Origin of the sequence: uncultured Kiloniella sp. (assembly GCF_937128705.1) — a bacterium.
GTDB lineage: Bacteria > Pseudomonadota > Alphaproteobacteria > Kiloniellales > Kiloniellaceae > Kiloniella.
This window is the reverse complement of the sequence record NZ_CAKZMP010000041.1, coordinates 1-21,340: the sequence shown is the minus strand read 5'-3', so window position 1 is coordinate 21,340 and position 21,340 is coordinate 1. Positions and strand designations below refer to the sequence as shown.

General features: G+C 45.8%; 25 protein-coding genes. 16 read left to right on the top strand and 9 right to left on the bottom strand.

The window, feature by feature from the left end:
- Positions 1-112 precede the first annotated feature (112 nt).
- Positions 113-592: a GNAT family N-acetyltransferase gene (locus Q0241_RS02380; RefSeq protein ID WP_299372471.1), complete on the top strand. Its 480-nt coding sequence runs from the start codon at positions 113-115 to the stop codon at positions 590-592.
- A gap of 48 nt (positions 593-640) precedes the next feature.
- Here Q0241_RS02380 and Q0241_RS02375 read toward each other — a convergent pair whose 3' ends face one another.
- Both Q0241_RS02375 and Q0241_RS02370 read right to left on the bottom strand, forming a co-directional pair.
- Positions 641-940 (bottom strand): AzlD domain-containing protein, encoded by a 300-nt coding sequence (locus tag Q0241_RS02375; protein ID WP_299372468.1) that lies wholly within the window; start codon positions 938-940, stop codon positions 641-643.
- Positions 937-1,620: an AzlC family ABC transporter permease gene (locus tag Q0241_RS02370; RefSeq protein ID WP_299372465.1), complete on the bottom strand. Its 684-nt coding sequence runs from the start codon at positions 1,618-1,620 to the stop codon at positions 937-939. Before Q0241_RS02370 ends, Q0241_RS02375 begins: the two co-directional genes overlap by 4 nt.
- Positions 1,621-1,745: 125 nt before the next feature.
- On the opposite strand from Q0241_RS02370, the gene Q0241_RS02365 reads away from it, so the two are divergent.
- A complete protein-coding gene (locus Q0241_RS02365; protein ID WP_299372462.1) occupies positions 1,746-2,225 on the top strand; it encodes an Lrp/AsnC family transcriptional regulator in 480 nt (159 codons plus the stop codon).
- Between the two features lie 25 nt (positions 2,226-2,250).
- Here Q0241_RS02365 and arfB read toward each other — a convergent pair whose 3' ends face one another.
- Both arfB and Q0241_RS02355 read right to left on the bottom strand, forming a co-directional pair.
- Positions 2,251-2,676, bottom strand: a complete 426-nt coding sequence (gene arfB / locus Q0241_RS02360; protein ID WP_299372459.1) for an alternative ribosome rescue aminoacyl-tRNA hydrolase ArfB — start codon at positions 2,674-2,676, stop codon at positions 2,251-2,253.
- 51 nt (positions 2,677-2,727) lie between these two features.
- Complete coding sequence (locus Q0241_RS02355; RefSeq protein WP_299372456.1) at positions 2,728-3,393, bottom strand: glutathione S-transferase; 666 nt, start codon at positions 3,391-3,393, stop codon at positions 2,728-2,730.
- Between the two features lie 228 nt (positions 3,394-3,621).
- On the opposite strand from Q0241_RS02355, the gene Q0241_RS02350 reads away from it, so the two are divergent.
- Positions 3,622-4,182 carry a PAS domain-containing protein gene (locus Q0241_RS02350; protein ID WP_299372453.1) on the top strand — a complete coding sequence of 187 codons (561 nt, stop codon included), beginning with the start codon at positions 3,622-3,624 and terminating at the stop codon, positions 4,180-4,182.
- An 82-nt stretch (positions 4,183-4,264) separates the two neighbouring features.
- On the opposite strand, the gene Q0241_RS02345 is transcribed toward Q0241_RS02350, so the two are convergent.
- On the bottom strand, positions 4,265-5,635 hold the full coding sequence (locus Q0241_RS02345; protein WP_299372450.1) for a DEAD/DEAH box helicase: 1,371 nt from the start codon (positions 5,633-5,635) through the stop codon (positions 4,265-4,267).
- Between the two features lie 481 nt (positions 5,636-6,116).
- Here Q0241_RS02345 and Q0241_RS02340 point away from each other — a divergent pair, with 481 nt between their 5' ends.
- The 6 genes from Q0241_RS02340 (at position 6,117) to Q0241_RS02315 (ending at position 11,694) form a co-directional block, all read left to right on the top strand.
- Complete coding sequence (locus Q0241_RS02340; protein WP_299372447.1) at positions 6,117-7,304, top strand: ABC transporter substrate-binding protein; 1,188 nt, start codon at positions 6,117-6,119, stop codon at positions 7,302-7,304.
- A gap of 141 nt (positions 7,305-7,445) precedes the next feature.
- The gene (locus Q0241_RS02335; RefSeq protein WP_299372444.1) at positions 7,446-8,372 is read left to right on the top strand and encodes a branched-chain amino acid ABC transporter permease; all 927 of its coding nucleotides are present in this window, start codon (positions 7,446-7,448) and stop codon (positions 8,370-8,372) included.
- A 7-nt stretch (positions 8,373-8,379) separates the two neighbouring features.
- Entirely contained in the window at positions 8,380-9,396 is a 1,017-nt protein-coding gene (locus tag Q0241_RS02330) for a branched-chain amino acid ABC transporter permease (protein WP_299372441.1), read from the top strand.
- Positions 9,389-10,135: an ABC transporter ATP-binding protein gene (locus tag Q0241_RS02325; protein WP_299372438.1), complete on the top strand. Its 747-nt coding sequence runs from the start codon at positions 9,389-9,391 to the stop codon at positions 10,133-10,135. Before Q0241_RS02330 ends, Q0241_RS02325 begins: the two co-directional genes overlap by 8 nt.
- Positions 10,136-10,846 carry an ABC transporter ATP-binding protein gene (locus Q0241_RS02320; protein ID WP_299372435.1) on the top strand — a complete coding sequence of 237 codons (711 nt, stop codon included), beginning with the start codon at positions 10,136-10,138 and terminating at the stop codon, positions 10,844-10,846.
- A gap of 5 nt (positions 10,847-10,851) precedes the next feature.
- On the top strand, positions 10,852-11,694 hold the full coding sequence (locus tag Q0241_RS02315) for an alpha/beta hydrolase (protein WP_299372564.1): 843 nt from the start codon (positions 10,852-10,854) through the stop codon (positions 11,692-11,694).
- 38 nt (positions 11,695-11,732) lie between these two features.
- On the opposite strand, the gene Q0241_RS02310 is transcribed toward Q0241_RS02315, so the two are convergent.
- Entirely contained in the window at positions 11,733-12,431 is a 699-nt protein-coding gene (locus Q0241_RS02310) for a hypothetical protein (protein ID WP_299372432.1), read from the bottom strand.
- Positions 12,432-12,476: 45 nt separating this feature from the next.
- Positions 12,477-12,764, bottom strand: a complete 288-nt coding sequence (locus Q0241_RS02305; RefSeq protein WP_299372430.1) for a hypothetical protein — start codon at positions 12,762-12,764, stop codon at positions 12,477-12,479.
- Between the two features lie 101 nt (positions 12,765-12,865).
- Between Q0241_RS02305 and Q0241_RS02300 the strand changes: the two genes are divergently transcribed.
- On the top strand, positions 12,866-13,738 hold the full coding sequence (locus tag Q0241_RS02300; RefSeq protein WP_299372427.1) for a LysR family transcriptional regulator: 873 nt from the start codon (positions 12,866-12,868) through the stop codon (positions 13,736-13,738).
- A gap of 133 nt (positions 13,739-13,871) precedes the next feature.
- Here Q0241_RS02300 and Q0241_RS02295 read toward each other — a convergent pair whose 3' ends face one another.
- Positions 13,872-14,339, bottom strand: coding sequence for a thiol-disulfide oxidoreductase DCC family protein (locus Q0241_RS02295; protein WP_299372425.1), 468 nt, complete (start codon positions 14,337-14,339; stop codon positions 13,872-13,874).
- Positions 14,340-14,474: 135 nt separating this feature from the next.
- Between Q0241_RS02295 and Q0241_RS02290 the strand changes: the two genes are divergently transcribed.
- Both Q0241_RS02290 and Q0241_RS02285 read left to right on the top strand, forming a co-directional pair.
- Positions 14,475-15,278: a transporter substrate-binding domain-containing protein gene (locus Q0241_RS02290; RefSeq protein ID WP_299372422.1), complete on the top strand. Its 804-nt coding sequence runs from the start codon at positions 14,475-14,477 to the stop codon at positions 15,276-15,278.
- 470 nt (positions 15,279-15,748) lie between these two features.
- Positions 15,749-16,681, top strand: coding sequence for a threonine/serine dehydratase (locus Q0241_RS02285; protein WP_299372419.1), 933 nt, complete (start codon positions 15,749-15,751; stop codon positions 16,679-16,681).
- 136 nt (positions 16,682-16,817) lie between these two features.
- On the opposite strand, the gene Q0241_RS02280 is transcribed toward Q0241_RS02285, so the two are convergent.
- The gene (locus Q0241_RS02280) at positions 16,818-17,210 is read right to left on the bottom strand and encodes a DM13 domain-containing protein (RefSeq protein WP_299372416.1); all 393 of its coding nucleotides are present in this window, start codon (positions 17,208-17,210) and stop codon (positions 16,818-16,820) included.
- Positions 17,211-17,473: 263 nt separating this feature from the next.
- Here Q0241_RS02280 and Q0241_RS02275 point away from each other — a divergent pair, with 263 nt between their 5' ends.
- From Q0241_RS02275 to Q0241_RS02260, 4 genes are all read left to right on the top strand, one after another.
- Entirely contained in the window at positions 17,474-18,064 is a 591-nt protein-coding gene (locus tag Q0241_RS02275) for a TetR/AcrR family transcriptional regulator (RefSeq protein ID WP_299372413.1), read from the top strand.
- A 185-nt stretch (positions 18,065-18,249) separates the two neighbouring features.
- Positions 18,250-19,161 carry a DMT family transporter gene (locus Q0241_RS02270; protein WP_299372410.1) on the top strand — a complete coding sequence of 304 codons (912 nt, stop codon included), beginning with the start codon at positions 18,250-18,252 and terminating at the stop codon, positions 19,159-19,161.
- Between the two features lie 43 nt (positions 19,162-19,204).
- On the top strand, positions 19,205-20,185 hold the full coding sequence (locus tag Q0241_RS02265) for a hypothetical protein (RefSeq protein WP_299372407.1): 981 nt from the start codon (positions 19,205-19,207) through the stop codon (positions 20,183-20,185).
- A 199-nt stretch (positions 20,186-20,384) separates the two neighbouring features.
- On the top strand, positions 20,385-21,340 hold a 956-nt coding region (locus Q0241_RS02260; protein WP_299372404.1), incomplete at its 3' end, for a PA0069 family radical SAM protein.

Below are 21,340 nucleotides of genomic sequence, written 5' to 3'. Positions count from 1 at the left end.
TTAAAATGTCAACTGCATGAATTGTACTGTGCAATTCGTGTTAAAAGCTATCTTTTTAATTATATGAAATATTTCTGTCGTCATTTTCTCAGCCATTAAAAGGACAGATGAGATGGTATCCGAGAGTGTTTTTATTCGCATAGCAAATCGTAATGATATGTTGGCGCTTGTGAGTATGGCTGAAGAATTTGCACGCCATCTTACCGCATTAGGAGAAGATCGATCAGGCTTTGATACTGAGGCCAGTCTCGCACAGCTCTTAAAACATGGCTTTGGGGATAAGCCGATTTTTTCTGCATTAATGGCAGAGAATGGGGGGAAGCCTGTAGGCTATGCGATCTACAATTTCGGATTTTGGGCTGATAGTTTTCAAAGCATGATCTTCATGACTGATTTGTTCGTACGTGAAGAATGGCGGTCGAAGGGTATTGGGAAAATGATGATTAAGGAGCTTCGTCAAGTTGGTCGAGAGAATGACTGTGATCTCCTTGTCTGGACTGTCTGGGCCAATAATTCCCCAGCTCAAAAATTTTATAAAAATCTAGGGGCTATAGCTTTAAATGACGAGGTATTTATGAAGCTGGATATCTAGACACGAGGCTTTGTCGTCTTGATTTTCCCAGCTCCATATTAAAGTCAGCTATACAAAATAATGGTTTAAAGTGAATATTGTGATAAAGCCGAAAGCCATAGTCATCACGACATGATTTGTCATTAAAGCAATCGCCAAGGTAATCGCCGCTGCTATCCAGGTGATCGTATTCTCCCCTGCGAGAGAGGACGCGATCAATGCGACAATCAAACAGCCAGGCAAATCGGCGAGGAACTTGCTCAGGTATTTGTGCTCACTTATCAGTTGCCCGCTTACCAGCCCCAAAAATCGGATCGAATAGGCACCAAAAGCCAGTGTTCCGATCAAAAGCCATTGTGCGTCAGTCATGCTGCAACCTTTTTCATTATCTGTTGTGTGAGGCCTGTTGTAATGACACCAGCGATACTGCCCGCAATGATGGCAAAGGCACTCCCTAGGGATAGATGGATAAGAACAACCGTTACGATGAACGTTATAATCCAGGGCAGGGTGTCTTGTTTGTTACGCCACATCGCACGGGCCATGGCGATAAAGGCCGCTGTGAAGGCAAACCCCAGGCCATATTCAATGAGATTAGGTATCGATTGTCCGAGTAAAGCGCCGCCTGTTGTCGAAACAATCCATGTGACGAACATCGTTAAGCCTGACCCAATCAAGAAGGGGGCGCCAATTGAGGGATCTTTTGCTTTCTTGGCAAAAGTTAAAGCCCAGTTTTCATCACTTGTAATGTGAATGGCAAAAAGGCGTTGAAGAAGGGGAACCTCTTTGAGGACTGAATTGAGTGAGGCTATGATGCCGAGATATCGCATATTCAGCGCCAAGCCAGCAAGGACGGCACCAATCACAAATCCTTCTGATGCGAATTGCTCTACCGCGACAATCTGGGATGAGCCCGCATGTACCGAGGCACTCATTAAGGCGATGCCCCACCACGGGAAATCAAGTTGTGCGGCAATAACGCCAAAGACAAATCCATAGGCGGCAGCACCAGCAGCTAATGGCAAAATACTTATAAAGCCTTGTTTCATTAAAATTACCAAAAAGTGTTTACAGAGGTTTCAAAGGTATCAAGATAGAAAGATTGTTTTGTATCATTAAATGTATATATGTGATTAAATAAAATCTAATAATTCATAATTATGATTGTAATGCTATGGATAATGTTGATAAGCGGATATTGGAAGAGCTTCAGTTGGATGCGCGTACGCCAATAGCTCTGCTTTCGGAAAAGGCAAATGCATCGACTGCATCGGTTCAGCGACGTTTAAAGCGCTTGCGTGAAAGCGGGGTTATCCAATCAGAAAATGCGATTGTTGATCCCGAAGCTGTTGGTTATGAGGTGACGGCCGTAATCTCTGTCGATCTCGAACGTGACCGAATTGACGAGACGGATGCTTTTAAACGACGCGCAAAAAAAGAACCGCAGGTTCAGCATTGTTATTGCGTGGCAGGAGGCTCTGATTTTGTACTTATTGTCATCGCAAAGAATATGAAAGATTACGAAGCTTTCACCCATCGTTTCTTTTTTAATGACAGTAATGTACGGCGCTTCCAAACATCAATTGCCGTTTCCCGCGTGAAAGCAACGACTTTTGTCCCGATGTTAAAAGACGATGAGACTGATAGAAATTGAAATAATTTACAAAGAGAAGGTCGGGCTAGTAGTCTGATTTGGAAACCTTGCCGCGGTCTTTTTTGATCGCACCGCGTTGTTTCTTTTTGTCCGTTCGTTTGGTTTTCGCAGATTTTGACGGTTTGGTCGGGCGGCGCGATTTTTGTTGAACGGTGGCTTTTTTGATTAAATCGGTAAGTCTGTCGCGCGCATCTTGGCGGTTGCGTTCTTGAGTACGGTGGCTGTTTGCCGTAATTAGGATCTCACCATCTTGGGTCATCAGGTGGCTGGCGAGACTTTTTAAACGGTTGAAGACAAATACCGAAATCGTTGGGCAATGCTTTGCATTAAACCGTAACTGGACTGCCGAAGAAACTTTGTTAACGTTTTGGCCGCCAGAGCCAGAGGCCCTGATAAAGGTTTCCTGTAGCTCTTCTTCGGCGATCTGGATGGTGTTTGTTATTTTAAGCATGAAAGCCTATGGAAGGTTATCGAATGTTTAGAAGCTCGCCATCCAGATATCTTACAGAGCGTGCTCTTCTGGGAAATAGGTCACGGGATCTCCTGCAGTCCAGAGCGGATATTTTGTCAAAATACTTTTAAATCTGGGCGAGTCTAGAAATTCAGTGAGCCAAGTTTTCAGTTGCGGATAATCTGTCTGATCAAACCATGTGCGATCAACATTGGCAAACTGTCTGATAAAAGGCGCAATGGCTATATCTGCAAGAGATCTTTGCGCGCCAAACAAAAAATTACTTTTTGTGAGCATGGTATCTAATTCATTCAAGTAATTTTCAGCGAGAGTACGGTGGGAAATTGGGTTAGCTCCTTCGTAACGCGGGGCATATTTATAACGATCAAGATGTCCCTTAAATTCGCGTTCACACCGATTAATGAGATCCAGCATATTTTCTAGAGTACCAGATTGTGGCGATAACCAGTTTTCGGGGTCATTTTTATTGAGAGCCCAAAGCATAATATCCAGGCTTTCTTCAATCACGTCGCCATTTGGAAGTACAAGAACTGGAACTGTCCCTTTTGGCGAGGCCAGAAGCATTTCAGCTGGCTTGTCGCGCAAAACAATCTCTCGTAACTCACAGGTCTGACGGCTGCTTTGTAAGCCGAGTCTCGCCCGCATGGCGTAAGGGCAGCGTCTGAAGCTGTATAGTAAGGGGATTTTGTGAGACATGTTTTGCGCTACCCTAATCGTGAGTGATTACAATTTTTTACCGTCATATACTTGTTATTTCAATATCTTATCTTTTGGAGAGGGCTTCTTGGAAAATTGGGAAATTATTCTCTAGGTACTATTGCGAATAGCTATGAAATCTATATGTAAGTATAAAATTACGATACGCAGGTTAACTGGTTGAAATTTTTACCTGCTCTCGTTCAGTAAAGATAATGGTTTGGTTGCATGAACAATAATGTAACAGGGCATAGAATTGAAACAGGATGGATAGCTGCAGTTGCAGTGCCAGTTGATGGGCCAGTTAAAAGAATGAAACCGAAATACGATAGATTAACAACACTGGATTTTCTGGACTCTTGTCCGGAAACTATCCGGGCATTCTATAGGTATTGGGATTCAAAGCGCAAAGGGCGTGTGATGCCTTCGCGTGCTGATCTTGACCCCATTGAAATGAAAGCGTTTCTTTCGAGCATTATTTTGGTGGACGTAAAACGACAGCCACTTGATTTTATATACCGTCTTGTTGGCACCAAAGAGGTCGAAGCACGCGGATTTGATCCGACCGGGCAATCTGTTGCAAAGGGAAGCTTTGGTGCAACGATTGAAGAAGTTTTGACTAACTATCGAATTGTATCTGAAAAGAAGTGCCCGGTTTATGATCGCGAAGGTGTCCCGTCAGATATCCCGAATTTGTGGCAAGGGGATGCTCTTTTGTTACCGCTGTCGGATGATGGTGAAACCGTTAATATGGTTGTGGCCTATACGGATTTTATTCACTTGAAGTAAATATTTTTGTTATTTCTACACACAAAAAAGGCTGCTCGATGAGCAGCCTTTTTTGTGTTCGTGTACCGTTTGGCCGGGTACTTTATGCGGCCTGACGTTTGGTGAATCTTTTTTGGGATCTGTTTTCACCATTGGCATTTTGAGCCTGACGTCCGCCAAATCCACCTTCGTTGTTACCTGTACGACCACGTGCTGGACCATTGCGACCAGGACCACTACGGCCCGGGCCACCACGACCGCGGTTGCCGCCGGGTTTGCCGAAGCTCTTGCCACGACGGTTATTTGGTCGCTGAGAATTTGCATCGCGCATGCTGATTTCAACGTGGAAAGGGTGATCCTTTTCAACGGTGATATCTTGACGGATAGATTTTTCGATGCGTTTCAGAGTGCCGATTTCTTTTGGTGAGCAAAATGAATAGGCATCACCAGTCGCTTCGGCACGACCTGTACGGCCGATACGGTGCACATAATTTTCCGGGTCAGTAGGTAGGTCGATATTCACAACAATCTTAATGCCCTGTACGTCGATACCGCGGGCTGCAACATCGGTTGCAACAAGCACATCAATATCGCCGCGACGGAATTTATTCATCACCTTGGTTCTAATGCGTTGCTGCTTGTCACCGTGAATTGCATCCACACGACGGCCATCTTCGCGAAGGGCGTCGGACCAGCGGTCACACTCTGCTTTTGTCTGCATAAAAACAAGAACGCGTTCGCCCGGATTTTTGTCCAGAATGTGGCTCAAAAGCGCTTGTTTCTGCCCGCCGTGAACATAAAACGCACGTTGGGTAACGTTCGCGGCTGTTGTTGATTCTTTTGCTGTTTCAATACGAACAGGATTTGTCAAAAGCTGCTTGATCAGGCGATCAACAGACTTTGGCATTGTCGCAGAGAAAAGAACGGTCTGGTGTTCTTTTGGCAGGCTGTTTGCGATTTCAATCACTTCATCCGAGAAACCAAGATCGAGCATGCGATCTGCTTCATCAAGAATAAGGGTTGTTGTGTGATCGAACTTAACAGATCCACGTTTTACGTGGTCGATCAAACGGCCAGGTGTTGCCACAAGAATATTTACGCCGCGATTAAGATCGCGGAACTGTGGGAACATTGGTGCACCACCCGTGACCGTTGTGTAACGGATAGGCAAAAACTTGGACAGATCGCGAAGAACGTGACCGATTTGCATCGCAATTTCACGTGTTGGCGCAAGTATTAAAGCCTGGGGATGGTTGGCAACATAGCGCTCTTTTTGTTCGTACAGGCGCTGTAGTAGCGGAAGAACGAAGGCTGCTGTTTTACCACCACCTGTTTGGGAAAGACCAATAACATCTCTGCCTTCCATAAGGGCAGGAATAGTCTTGGACTGAATAGCAGTCGGCGTGGTGAAACCTTGTGCGTCGATAGCACGTTGAAGCGGCTCAATCAGATTGAGCTCGGAAAACTGAGTCATGCAGGAAAGTTCCTTTAAAAGCATGGTGAAGGCTATACCTGGATCAATCTAGCTCTTCGCCGCACTTTTGGAGACATCAATGTCCAACACAAGGATAAGCGCTATCGATCTAGGCGGGATTATTACGCAATCCCATCAGAGCGAAAAAACACGTGCCGAAACACCTCGATTTTTCGCGAAGTGACGTTTAACTATAGGAAGGCTCTCGTTGGGTCAAGCCCGATCCACCGATATCTTTTGCATGGCCCCTATGCGTTGTAACTATACATTTATAAATAAAGTGGCACAGGTCAATACCTGAACGAGAGCGTTTATTGGGGAGTAAAGCTGCGTATCTATTGGTCTTGGTGATAAAAAGTTGCCTGTTCTGACCCCTTAGATTACGGTGTTCGCCATAATAATATAGGGAGGTTCCGGGCTGTATAGGCTTTGGGCCGTAATGACGAGACAAGTTCTTGGCTCGTTTTTCAAGGGGTGAAAAATGAAAAATAAAAAACATCTGTTACCATTGTTTATGGCTGGTGCGATGGCACTAAGTGCAGGTTTTGCATCTTCTGCCGTTCAGGCTGCGGAGCCTTTGAAGATTGGGATGATCACAACACTTTCCGGGGGCGGTGCCAGTCTTGGCATTGATATTCGCGATGGTTTTATGCTTGGCCTGAAAATGAAAGATGGTCAGCTTGGCGGTGTCGAAACACAAGTAATTGAAGTGGACGATGCACGTAAGGTTGGTAACGCGAAGCAAATCGCATCCCGCATGATCAAGCAGGACGACGTTGATATTGTGACGGGTATTGTCTGGTCTAATCTCGCAATGGCCGTTGTTCCAAGTGTGACCCGAGCAGGTAAGTTTTACATCAGCCCGAATGCAGGCCCATCTGCCTTGGCTGGTAAAAAATGCGATAAAAATTATTTCAATGTGGCGTGGCAAAACGATAATCTCCACGAGGCTGCGGGGCAATATGTGACCGATAAAGGCTTGAAAAACGTTTACCTGATGGCCCCGAACTATCCTGCGGGTAAAGATGCAATTGCAGGCTTTAAGCGGTTCTACAAAGGTGACGTAGCAGGGGAAGTTTATACGAAACTTGGTCAGGTCGATTATGCTGCGGAGCTGGCGAACCTGCGCGCGGCGAAACCGGATGCGGTTTATTTCTTCCTACCGGGCGGGATGGGCATCAATTTTGTGAAGCAATATTCCCAAGCTGGCCTCAGCGGAGAAACACCTCTTTTCGGTCCGGCGTTCTCTTTCGATGAGGGGATTTTGAAAGCCGTTGGTGATGCAGCAATTGGTGTTTACAACACATCGCAATGGAATAAGGACATTGATAATCCGGCAAATGCATCTTTTGTGAAGGCCTTCAAGGAAACCTACGGTCGCAACCCATCCCTTTATGCAAGTCAGGGATATGATGCTGCGCTTTTGATTGATTCTGCCGTGCGTTCAGTTGGCGGTGATCTTTCCGATGACGATAAATTCCGCGATGCACTTCGAAAAGCTGAGTTTGACTCTGTGCGGGGTGATTTCAAATTTGGATCAAACCAACATCCGGTTCAGGATATTTATGTCCGCATTGTTCATAAAGACGGGGATACCGTAACGAACAAGATTGTGAGCAAAGTTTTTACAGCTCATCAGGATGCTTATGCAGCCGAGTGTAAGCTTTAAATATAGTAAGCCTTATTTGATAGGCCCTTAATTGATAGACAGGGCCGGTTGCTTCTCTTGGAAAAGGTTTTTCTTTCCGGGAATTGTAAAGCAACCGGCTCTGGCGTGTCTGGCCTAACTTGGTGTGTATGGAATGTATTCATGTTAACGATTGAGCTGTTTCTGGAACAGTCGCTGAACGGGCTGCAACAGGGGGTGATGCTTTTCCTGATGGCAGCGGGTTTGACGCTGGTTTTTGGCATTATGCACCTCATTAATCTTGCTCACGGGTCTCTTTATATGATCGGGGCTTATGTTGCTGCCAGTGTGACACAGGCGAGCGACAGCTTTGCCCTTGGTATTCTTGCTGCTTTGGCGGCGGCGGGACTGACTGGCATGCTATTGGAATTCTCTGCCTTGCGCAGACTTTATAACCGCGATCATCTTGATCAGGTGCTCGCGACCTTTGGCATGATCCTGTTTTTTAATGAGCTGGTTAAAATCCTCTGGGGACCTCAGGCGTTGTTTCTGTCAACGCCGGAACTTCTTTCTGGAACATTGGAATTTATTCCCGGCGCACCCTATCCATCCTATAGACTCTTTATTATCGGGGCGGGGCTAGTCGTTGCACTACTACTACGGCATCTGATTATTCATACCCGTGTTGGCATGTTAATACGGGCAGGGGCAACACACCGTGAAATGGTTGGTGCCTTGGGGGTGAACATCGACCAGCTTTATACAATTGTTTTTGGTTTGGGGGCGATGCTTGCCGGTCTTGCCGGGGCCTTGGCTGGGCCGATGCTTGCGGTCGAGGTCGGGATGGGCGAGAAAATTCTGATCCTTACCTTTGTGGTTATTATTATTGGAGGGATTGGCTCTGTCCGTGGTGCGTTAGTTGGTGCATTACTGGTGGGGATGGTTGATACCTATGGGCGTGCTTTTTTACCAACCATCATGCGCGAACTTCTTGATCCTGCATCTGCTGATACTGTTGCTGCTTCCGTATCGTCTGTTGCGATCTATGTCCTGATGGCTGTGGTGTTGATCTGGAAACCACGTGGTTTGTTCCAGGCATACGGGAGCTAGCAGGCATATGTTTCTGAATAAAATTATAGGTGCTGAGGCCAGCTTAAGAACAAAGATTGTTTCTCTGGTTGGGCTTTTGATTCTTTTTACTGTTCCACTTCTTGCCAACCTCTTTGATGAGCCTTTTTTGGTTGATATCGCTAGCCGTATTCTGATTTATGCGCTTGTGGCTGTCAGTCTGGACCTCATCCTTGGGTATGGTGGGATGGTCAGTTTTGGACACGGTGCGTTTCTTGGTTTGGGGGCGTATGTCGTCGGCATCTTGACCCATCACAGCTACGAAGGCACCGCTGTGGCCTTTTTGCCCGGGGAATGGCAAGGGACAACACAGGCTTTTATCCAATGGCCGCTTGCAATGATTTTTAGTGGTTTGCTGGCGTTAATTATCGGGGCATTAAGCCTGCGAACAACAGGCGTTTATTTCATTATGATAACGCTGGCTTTTGCCCAGATGTTGTACTTTTTCATGATCTCTATTCCTACCTATGGCGGCGAGGACGGTCTTAATATCTGGGAGAGAAGTGAAATTCCCCTGTTGGATCTTTATGATGCCAAAAGCTTTTACTTCACCTGCCTGATTCTCTTGCTTCTGTGTCTGTGGTGTTGTTCTCGGATTGTCAAAAGTCGTTTCGGCATGGTTCTGCGCGGCTGTCGACAGAACGAAGTTAGAATGAAGGCGCTGGGATATCCTGTTTATCGATACAAGCTAATTGCATTCGTATTGTCAGGCATGATCGCCGGGCTTGCAGGCGCTTTACTGGCGAACCATACCGAGTTTGTCGGCCCCGGTCTGATGCATTGGACCGGTTCTGGTGAAATTATGATTATGGTTATTCTCGGCGGTATGGGATCGCTCATCGGTCCGGTTCTTGGCTCTGCCGCTTTGTTGATGATGGAAGAAGTTTTGGCGGGGTGGACGGAGCACTGGATGATTTTTCTGGGGCCGATGCTGGTCTTGATTGTGCTTTTCGCTCGTAAGGGGCTTTATGGCCTGTTGATCGGAAAAGGAGCAGATAATGGCTGATCCTATTCTTGAAGTCATAAGTCTGACCAAATGTTTTGGGGCTATTGCTGCAAGTGACGGTCTCACTTTTTCGGTGAAGCGTGGCACTATTCACGGATTAATTGGTCCGAATGGGGCGGGCAAATCCACGGCTATTGCTCAGCTGTCCGGTGAACTGCAATCCGATACAGGGCGTGTTCGTTTTGATGGGCAGGATGTAACCCGTTGGCCCGTGGATAAACGTGCGAGGTCGGGCTTGCAGCGGTCATATCAAATCACAAGCTTGCTGCCTGAATTTACCGCTGAAGATAACGTGGCGATGGCAATACAGTCCCAACAGGGACACAGTTTTCGCTTCTGGGATAACGCGCGCAAAGATCACAGTTTACGCATCCCTGCACGGAAAATACTGGAACGTGTCGGGCTTTCTGATTTTGCCGATAGTCCGGTTATGGATCTGGCTCATGGGCAACAAAGGCAATTGGAGCTAGCCATGGTTTTGGCGACAGCCCCGTCCATGTTGTTGTTGGATGAGCCTATGGCGGGGATGGGACAGTCGGAATCTCTTCGAATGATGGAACTTTTACGCCCTTTAAAGGGCGATGTAACCATGCTGTTGGTTGAGCATGACATGGATGTTGTTTTTGCCCTTGCCGATATGATCACCGTCTTGGTTAAAGGACAGGTTCTGATAACGGGGGCTCCTGACGAGATTAAGAACCATCCCGAAGTGCGACGTGCTTATCTGGGGGACTATTAAATGGGGGACTTGAAGCTTTCAGGCGTTGAAACCAGTTATGGCCCCAGTCAGGTTCTGTTTGGCGTTGATCTGGAAATAAAGGCCGGAGAGGTCGTGACCCTTATGGGGCGGAATGGTATGGGGAAAACCACTACCGTTCGTTCAATCATGGGGCTTACACCTGCGAAAAGGGGCGAGATCACTTTTGGTGGCGTCGCTATTCAGGACTTCAGAAGTCATAATATTGCGCAGTTGGGTATTGGCTATGTTCCCGAAGGTCGGCAGGTTTTTTCAAATCTGACTGTGCTTGAAAACCTGATCGCCACGGCAGCCAACCACGCAGGTGTTGATGATCCATGGTCCGTTAATATGGTCATGGATCTGTTCCCCCGGCTTAGAGAACGAGCCAAACAGTACGCCCGGACACTTTCGGGGGGCGAGCAACAAATGTTGGCGATTGGTCGTGCCTTGATGACCAACCCGAGCTTCATGATTCTAGACGAAGCGACCGAAGGGCTCGCGCCGATTATTCGCGACGAAATCTGGCATGTTCTGGAACATAATCTCAAGAAATCGGGGCAGGCTATTCTTGTGATTGATAAACACCCCGAGGCGATGGCCCGGATTGCCGATCGACATTACGTGATGGAAAAGGGCCGAGTTGTCTGGTCAGGAAGTTCAGAAGACTTGTTGGCAAATGAAGATATGCAGCATCGTTATCTGGGGGTGTAGCTGTGATGATAGATCCTGAGTTAGACAAACTTTACAACGTCCGTGCGGCGATACCGGACCACATGGATATTTTTGCAGAATGGGAACGCCGTGCGGCTGGATTCAGTCAGACTGTTCCTGGAATACTGGATCTTCCTTACGGGACTGGAGAGCGGGCAAAGCTGGATCTTTATCTGGGTGAGAATAAAGATGCGCCGTTGCACGTTTTTATTCACGGTGGTTATTGGCAGGCAATGGATAAAAGCCAGTCAAGTTTTCTGGCCGATGCTTTTCTGGATGCGGGCGTGAATGTTGCGATGCTTGGTTATGATTTGTGTCCGGCAGTAACATTGAGAGAACTTACCGAAGAAATCAGACAGGCTTTTGTCTGGCTTTGGCATCATGCGGGTGAACATGGCTATGATCAGCGCAAAATTCAGATAAGTGGGCATTCGGCAGGGGGACATCTGGTTGGCATGTTATTAGCCACAGACTGGCCAAGCTACGGTCTGCCTGCTGATGTGAACCCAATACACAGTGCCATCGCAATTAGCGGTCTTTTTGATCTTACGCAGCTGGTTCCAACATCCATTAATACCAAACTGGAATTGGATATGGATGAGGCAAAATCGTTAAGTCCGATGTTTGTTGAACCTCAAAATATCTGCCCTTTTCTTCTCGTTGTTGGCGGTGATGAAAGCAGTGGTTTTCATCAACAATCTGATAATCTGGCGAAGGTGTGGGGAGTTAAGCTCAAACAGCTTGATCGTATGAACGCAGCGAATTGTCATCACCTTTCTGTTGTTGCTCAATTGGCACAAAAAGAAAGCCCTTTGTTCCAATGGGCTATGCAGCAGCTAAAGAGCTGAGACACAGCCTAGAGGAACAGAAAAATAGCTATTTCCGATTAGCGTCTGCTTTGCGCGACGTAGTAAACAAAATCGTTGAGATGCTTATCGTTGAAATCGACAACTTTCTCCAGAATATCCGGGTTGTTTTTACGGAAACGGTCTCCTGCATCTGGACTGTCGTAATAGATAACAACCGCTTCGTCAGGGGTGGGCATACCATAGGCTTGTGAGACCCCGACAAAGGCTTCTGTTTTGTAGGTGTCCGACCTTGGGCGAACAAGCGCCCCCAGGGTTGTTAAATCCTGATCTCTTTGGGTGGGTGCCGTATTATTGTAGTGACTAACCTTGAGAATATAGGAGCGGGCCGTTGCTGTTTTCTTGAAAGAGGTATCGTCGTGTAAAATGGATACCCCTTCTACGGCAACAGCATATTCAATACCTTGGTTCAGTTCCGATATTAACGCTCTGCCATCTGGACGCCCCAGTAATGAAGATGTGCAAGCCATGTAGATAAAGCGATTGGGCTGATCCAGATCTATATCACCATCTTCAGCAAGTACCGGACCCTCGCGCAAAATATTACAGCCTTGGGTATTAACCTTGGTTTCAAAGTGTTCCAGTTTACTATCATAGGCAGCGGTATCGTTTGTATTGATCAGGGCGAGAACACCTTTGTTGGATGTTTCCGCAAAGGACAAGGAGTTACTGCTAACAAAAATGGCTGTTGCTGTGAGTAGTAATGTCATTGATTTCATTTTTTTCTCCATATTTGATGTGCGTTAAATCACGAAGGACAGTGATTAGACTTCGAACTCGACGATGTTGTTTTTAAAGACATCAACTGGGGATGTTTCTGGTGTTGGTTTCAGTGCATTGATGCACTCAATCGGCTTGCCGAGGAAGATCATGGGGTGGGCTGGCTTGGGCATGGTGGGCGCGAAACCATTAAAGCGTGCAGTGAAATGCTCTGGTGTCCAGAAGTAATCAAGAGTGGCTAAGGTTTCGTTATTTGCCCTGATCACCAAGCTCATTTCGCCGTTCATGGCTTCGCGAATGTCGGCTTCAATTAGTGTTACTTGGTATTTCATTTTTCTATCCATCTTGTGTTTGTGTGAGTAGGCATAAGAAAAAGATGGCATGAAGTAAGTGGATGTGAAATTATCCAAAATTAAACCGCTATGGATGAAAAATGATCCAGTCATTTAATTGGGATGATATTCGTATCTTTCTAGCCTTAACCCGATCAGGTTCCGTTCGGGAAGCATCCCGACGGTTAAACGTTACGCATGCGACGGTTTCCAGACGATTACGGATCTTGGAGGAAGGTATTGGTGTTCCCTTGTTTGAGCGGGTCACAACTGGACTGCATTTAAGTGATGTCGGGCGGGAAATTTTATCAGCAGCGGAAGATGCCGAAGCTTCTATGCAAGAACTGGATCGCAGGGTTTTTGCGCGAGATACTCAAATCGCGGGAAAAGTGCGGCTATCAATGTCAGAAACACTTTTCTTAAGTTTGTTGCACCTAAACATAGCAGCTTTTCAAGAGATCTACCCCATGGTGGAACTGGTGTTGGAAAGCTCTGACCAAATGGCAAAGCTCTCGCAACGTGAAGCCGATGTTGTCATCCGTATCACTCGTAATCCACCACCGGAAGCCGTCGGACGCCGAATTGCCGAGAGTCCTCTGGGGTGTTACGCCTCTTCAGGGTATTTGGCGGACCGTCCCAAGCTGGATCGTTGGATTTCACAAAGCTACGAAGGGGCGGCAAAACCTGTCATCCCGGCACGTATTTCTGCGACCGCAACTTCTGCGAGCTCTGTGCAGGTTATGTTGAGGAATGGTATGGGGATCGGCATGCTTCCCTGTTACATGGGGGATACAGATCCTCATTTGGTTCGCGTTCCGGATACCAAGCTGATTTCTGATAATACAATGTGGGTTTTGGTCCATGCCGACATAAAGGAAAATCGTCGCGTAAGAGTTTTACTTGATTTTCTCTATGAAGCGATGGAAGGCTATAAAGCTGTTATCGAGGGGAATAAGCCTTCTGGGCGAAGGTAAGTAAAAGAGGCTAAGGTTTAAGGTTCATAGGTGTTTCTTTTTTTGGGGACCATGAGTTAGTTGATTGTCGCTCACGTTAAAACAATGGACATTTTGTAAAATAGAGGAACTGAAGGTCTGATGCTTTGAGAAGCTATTCAATCAAACGTTTTTTGATGTTGCTATCCGGTAACAGGCAACTGTCAGCGTGTCCAAATAAACGGTATCGGTTTTTTGCGATTACGTCATAAAGCCAATTATCCAGCGGTGAGGGGATGAGTTTGGTTAGGCTGAGAAACTTGGCCGGATAAGGCAAGAGGGACGTGGTTTGGGAAAAGGCTGACATCTTGGCATAGGCTCTGCCCTTTGATATCAAAAGATTGGTTTCAAAATTAACGTTATCTAGCTCGTAGTGTTGAAAAAGAGCTTGGCCTAATTGGGATTGTCCTGTCGTGAATTGAAATTCTTCAGGCTTATCGTGTCTAATAACAAACTGAATAAAGGAAGAACACAGAGCGCACTCACCATCGAAAACAATGATCGGATTTTCGTCGTTAAAATCTGAAACCTGGATATCATCACGATAACTATAGTCTTCAAAAGGTAAGGCATTGGTTGTCATTGTCTTTTCCCGTTTGGGTGTGTAACTGTGTTAATCAGGTTAAAAATAACGAAAAGTAGGTACCCATTTGTGGTATACTTTTTCGCGAGAGGGTTCAACCGCCTGTACGGCAGATCAAGATGAAAGAGGTTGGCGATGAAATCTCGTGTAAGTTCAGTTTTTATTATAGGTATGTTTGCATGCTTTGGGTCGCAAATAACCATGGCGGCAGGTTGCGAGAAAACATATTCAATTGCATATTCTGACAATTATATTCCCTATCAATTTATGTCTGTAAACCAAGGCCCAACAGGGTTGGATATTGATATTGTGAAATCAATAATGTCAGAGCTGGATTGTAAATATAACTTGGTTTTGGCGCCTTCAAAGAGGGCGCAGGTGCTTTTGAAACGTGGGGTGATTGATATTATGCCTGCTGCATCTGTTACCGAGGAACGCTCAGTATATGCATATTTCTCTGATCCTTATCGTGATGAGGCTGTGGCGATGTTTGTTCGATCATCAGACTACGAAAAATACAAAGATTACGCTCTGAAAAAGGCAGTCGATAAAAGGTTGAGTCTTACAGCCGGATTGGGCGGTTGGTACGGTCCCGAGTACGGTAAGGAAAAACAGAGGGCTTTGGATGCTGGGGTGTTGAGGTTAAATGCTGAGACCGAAGCTCGTATTCAACAGTTACTGAATGATCGTGTCGATATCGTCATTGCTGATTTGTATGTTGGATATCACCACGCAATAGAGGCTCGTCGATTAAATTCTATTCGGCCTTTGCCTCATTTACTAAATTCTGATCCAGTACATTTTATGTTGAGTAAGAAATCAGTATCCTCTGACTTTGTCGAAAGTTTTAATTTGGCGTTGGCAAGGGTTTCAGAAAGCCAAAAATATCAAGAGCTTCTTGAAAAATACCGCCCTGCTGATAGCACCCCGTCCAACTAAATTGATCAGTTGCTCGGCACGTGATTATGACGGCAAAAGAATATAGGATCTAAATTCGCCTATAATAATGCCCGAAATGATGTTGATCGCGGTAATTATTTTGGGCTGTACCCGTGTGCGTAAAATGTTGCCAATAAGTGCAATAATAATCGACCAGCCTAGGGAGCCCATAAACATTCCTGTGGCGACGATCCTCTCGCCGTTGTTTGAAATATCATCCCCCTCAGTTCCGCAAAAATTGCCAAAAAGACGAGAATAGTCATTGGGTTTGTAATCGTTAATCCGTACGCGGAGGTATAGGTAACGATCAGGTCTTTAGATGCAATGTGGGGAATGGTGTCATAGTGCTTGTTTATTCTGATTGGCGACTTGAAAAATAACTCAGGAATCATAATGTATTAGATTGTATTTTTACGCGTGATCAGGTGAAATCCTTATCTCTCTTTCTCTATTTTTTGTTGGTGGAAACTGTGTCCGGACATATTACGCAATCGACGATTTTAAATGCTTACGACTCAATCCGAGAACACGTACGCCGTACCCCTATTTTAAGAACCCCTGCTGGTGAGCTTGTTGATGATGTTCCTGTTACCTTAAAGTTTGAGCAGATGCAGCATTCCGGCTCTTTTAAGGCGAGAGGCGGGTTCAATGCTCTTTTGTCTGGGAATATTCCTGAGGCTGGGGTTATCGCAGCTTCAGGTGGAAACCATGGGGCGGCAGTTGCCTATGCAGCAAACAAACTTGGGGTGAGAGCTGAAATTTTTGTCCCTGAAATTGTATCTCCGGCAAAACTAGCCAAGCTGGAACAGTATGGTGCACGCATCAATGTGGTCGGGGAAAACTTCTCCGAAGCCTTTTCGGCTTGCCTTGAGCGCCAAAAGGAAACAGGTGCTAAATTACTTCATGCTTATGATCAACAAGAAATCGTTGCAGGGCAGGGAACTGTTGGTCTTGAGTTCGAAGAACAGGCGCCAGAGATAGATAGTTTGTTGGTTGCGGTTGGCGGCGGGGGCTTAATTGGTGGTGTGGCGTCGTGGTATCGTGGCAGAATCAAGATTATTGCTGTCGAGACCAAAGGAACAGCCACATTACATACAGCCTTGGATGCTGGTCATCCGGTTGGGGTTGCTGTTTCCGGTCTGGCCGCTGATGCCTTGGGGGCAAGTACGATTGGCGATTTTGGTTTCGAGGCCAGTAAGAATTTCGTTCATCAGTCTGTCTTAGTTGACGATGCTGATGTGAAATCTGCACAGGATTGCCTCTGGAACAGTTACCGCCAGGTTGCTGAACCAGGTGGCGCGACGGCGTTGGCCGGGTTGTTGTCTGGTGCCTATGTTCCAGAGAGAAATGAGAAGGTTGGTGTTCTGGTTTGTGGCGGCAACGCCTCACTAACCTCTTTTTAATTCACCTGATCGGTTACCCCTAGTAAGACAGGAAACGGCTAACCATGAAAATGATTAGCCGTTTGTTGAACAGGTTGCCTCGGGGGGAGTGACAACCTGTTCTAGGGAGAAAATTATCTTCTGAATATTCAGAGGATTATTTCAAGTTGGCGACACCCAAAGGAACATCAAACTTTTCACACCAGACATAGATTTCATTGAAGTTCGCTGGGTTGATGCTTGCGGGGAGGCTGTATTCCTGTTTACCCGTTTTACTTTTGAGGGGCGCAAAGATAGTGCTTTTATCGACACCATCTTTACCAAAGGCAAGTTTTGGATCTGGGGCACCATCAAGAGAAAAATTATCAGCTAGAATAACGATGTAACTGCCATCGCTTGCTTTTTTAATTTCTACATTACCAGTGGTGATATGGTCGCTTCTGCCTTCAAACGTTCCTTTTGATACGATGCCACCTGCATGTGCTGATGTGATCGAGAAGGTTGTCGCAGCCAAGAATGTTATCGCAAGAAATTTGAATATACGGTTCACTTTTTGTCTCCACAATTAAGAAATAGCTGAACGATTCCGGAAGGATCCGTTCAATTGTTTGAGCTGATCTAGGCCATAATCGGTTTAAAGGTGCCTGCACTTTTATGGAGTGTTGATCCTGCTTCCTGATTAATATAGGGTTGGGAACCAATCAGTCAAAAACACAAAGGCGTGATGATTTTGTTACTGCTGGATTGGCAGCTGAATAGATCATCCCACTCTATTCTGTTTGGAAACCTGTCATAGATTAAGGGATGCAAAAGTTGGCCAGACCACGAGAGTTTGATGTTGAGGACGCCTTGAATAGCGCGTTGCAGGTCTTCTGGACTAAAGGCTATGAAGGTACGGGGATCACTGATCTTCTAGAGGCAATGCAAATTGCCAGGGGCAGCCTTTATAAAGCTTTTGGTGATAAAAGAAATTTGTATTTGTCTGCCTTAAAGCAATACGAAAAAAACTGTATTGAGCCTGCGGTCCAACTCCTTCGAGGAAAAGAAATATCAGATGGAGGACAGCGAATTCGAATGCTGTTTGAGACGATTATTCTTGCCGTCGAAGATGATAACGATCGACGGGGATGTTTTCTTTGTAATACGGCAGTTGATCAGGCCTCTCATGATCCTGATGTATGGAAAGCTTGTCAGCAAATGATGGGGGAAATGGTGCAGGGATTTTATTGTGCCTTGAAGGATCTTGAAGATCCTGAGGGTCAAGATGAAGAGGTTTTAGAAACAAGGGCAATGAGCTTGAACGTCGCTTATAACGGCCTTCGTGTTATGGTGAAATCGGGGTATTCACCATCAGATATTCGAAAAACCAGCGAAAGAACTCTGACAGAATTTGGCTTGTTATAATCTGGAAAAACGATGCGAACCATGAGATTATTTCTTGGGTATTTATAGTCTGTCAGATCTAATTACTGCTTCATTTGATTCAAGTCTTGCTGAACCAGATCCTATGCCTTAGCTTCGCTTTGTCTTCACGGTATCCACAAAGCTGATGAAGATAAACCCTAATATCGCCTGAAAATGAGGTTGGCATGTCTTCTCAACGCTGGGCAGTTCTGTTCTTGATAACGGCGCAATTACTTTGGGCCGGGAACTTTATCGTTGGTCGAGCCATTTCAACAGAAATAGCACCTCTGACGCTTTCTTTCTGGCGTTGGACGCTAGCACTTGCCTGTCTTTTTCCTTTTACAATCTTTTCACTAAAGAAAGATTGGCATCTATACCGACCTGTTATTGGCAAGATGATTATCTTGGGATTGTTGAGCGTCGCGAGCTTTAACACGCTTCTTTATTTCGGGTTACAGACAACCCCGGCAACCAATGCGGCGCTTTTTAACTCTATGATCCCGGTTATTATTATAGGCCTGTCATTTGTGGTTTTTGGCGACAGAATTCGTTCAATACAGGTTGTCGGCATTGTTATTTCTTTTTGTGGTGTTCTAACCCTTCTTGTCCGAGGGCATCCGGAAAACCTGATGAATTTGACCCTGAACAGCGGTGATTTGTTTGTTTTGGGGGCTGTGTTGAGTTGGTCGCTATATTCACTTTTGCTTAGATGGAAACCTGCTGGGGCGTCACCTTTTTCTTTCATACTGTTGAGTGTGCTTATTGGCGAAGTTGCCCTAGCGACACTTTATTTGCCCGGTTGGATAGAAGCGGCCCCGCTGGAAATGACACGTAATAATTTGTTGGCTGTGTTCTATGCGGGTGTGCCAGTTTCTATTGTTGCCTTCATCTGCTGGAACGAAGGGGTTAAGCACGTCGGCGCTAGTTTAGCGGGGCAGTTTATCCATCTGTTGCCCGTTTTTGCGGCATCTCTGGCCATCCTTTTGCTTGGGGAAACGCCTGAAGTATATCACGCTGTCGGGGCCGTTTTGATTGGCTTTGGTGTTTGGCTGTCTGTTCGAAAAAAGCGAAAGCCGGTGGTGGTTTCGTCTCAGTAACAGGCTCATTGTCAGACGTTTACGAGGTAAGGTAAAAAGGGTTATGGGAGCACTATCCGTACTGCTTGGGAGTATTGGGAACAGAGCTTCGATTATTTTGGCGCTTAGCCTACCGCTTTGTGCCTATCTACCTGCTTCTGTTAGCAAAGTGCTTCTGCCATATATGAGCTTTATTATCATTGGCCTTATAACTTTGGCCATGATCCGGGTTGATTTGGCGCGTGTTTTTGGTCATTTAAAAAATCCGATTTCTCTGGTGCTTTTCCTTGTCGGCTTGATGTTTGTATTTCCCTTAAGTGTTGACTGGATAGCACGTTATTTCTCCCTTGCTGCTCCGATACATATTGGGTTGGTATTGGCTGCGTGTGCCCCACCTTTAGGGTCTGCGCCAAATCTCGCATACCTTCTAAAGCTTGATGGGGAATTGGTGTTTAATATCACCTTGGCTGGTACTGCAATTATACCTTTGACAGCACCATGGGTTATTGGAATGACGCTGGGGGATCAAATGACTTTTGATCAGTGGGCGTTGTTTCAAAAATTACTGATCACTGTGGGCAGTTCATTTTTACTTGCGTTTGTTGTCCGCAAAATATTGGGGCGAGAACGCATTAAAAGAAGCAGTACCCAATTGGATGGCATAAGTACCCTTATTATGGTGCTGTTTGTGGCAACGGCGATGGCGGGGGTATCAGAAATTATTGAAAATGATCCCTTGTATATGGTCTTGCTATTAATTGTCGTGACCATCGCAAACTTTGGATCCCAATTCTTTTTTTCAATCAATGGACTTTTTATTCGGCGAATAGGTCATTTGTTTCGCTCTGTCGGAAGTATGCAAACGGAAAGCATTTTATCCTTTTCCATGGTTGCCGGGAACAGAAATTTGGGTCTTGTTGCGGCCGTTATTCCGATTGCTTTCCTACAGGAAATACTTCCCTTTCTGGCGCTGTATCAGGTGCCCATATATTTAACACCTCTCGTAGGTGGTCTGTTTTACGGGTATTTGTTGAAAAGAAAATAATGGCAGTTCAGGCAAGGTTATCGTCTGGATGTTATCGGTAAAAGTGAACGCGATTCGCTGAAAATTTAAAGCTCTCATTCATTGTATTATTTTTCCTAATTATCTAATTTATAATAATTATTTTGTAATTATATTATTAATAAAATGATTTTGTTCTCTTTTTGTTCTCTTTTTGTTCTTGATGGTGTATTTCTTGTTTATGGATCAAAAGACAGAGCAAATATCGGATAAACAGAACAAGCTTGAAAAGGGGCATCTTCATCCCGATGCGCTTCGGGGGCGGGGAGCAATAACAAACCGTGTCGGACGCTTTGAAACGCATGAACGGGAAAGGATTGACGATGGTTGGGGCAGCTTGGACGAAGGGACGAGGCTACAAACAGAGATCTCGCCAGACCCAAGTCGTTCGGTAATATCAAAGAATAGTTCGCCGGATATTCCCTTTGAGTTATCCTTCAACCCTTACAAGGGGTGCGAGCATGGCTGTATCTATTGTTTTGCCAGGCCAACGCACGCCTATCTTGGGCATTCGCCGGGGGTGGATTTTGAGCGTTTGATCTATGTGAAGGATGATGCCGCAGAGTTGCTGGCCAAAGAGCTGTCAAAAAAAACATATGAATGCAAAGTCATAGCATTTGGTGCGAATACTGATCCTTATCAACCCATAGAGCGGGAACAGAAAATTACCCGGCAAGCTTTAGAAGTCTGTGAAGCTTTTAATCAGCCTGTGGGTATTATCACCAAAGGATATCTGGTGATGCGCGATGCAGATATCTTGCAGCGTATGGCGCAGAAGAATTTAGTATCTGTAGCTATATCTGTAACAACTTTGGACCGGAAGTTGGCGCGGGCGATGGAACCCAGGGCGAGCACACCATCTAAACGACTGGATGCCGTTCGGCAGCTTACGGAGCTTGGCGTGCCTGTGTCGGTGCTCATGGCGCCAATTATTCCAGCGTTGAATGATCATGAAATAGAACGTGTTCTGGGTCTGGCCGCGCGGGCGGGCGTAGTTTCCTGTAGTTATGTGATGTTACGGCTGCCGGGTGAGATCAAAGATTTATGGCTAGAATGGTTACGCATGCATTACCCGGATCGGGCTAGCCGTATCATGGGAATATTGAAATCGATGCGGGGCGGTCGTGAGTATGATTC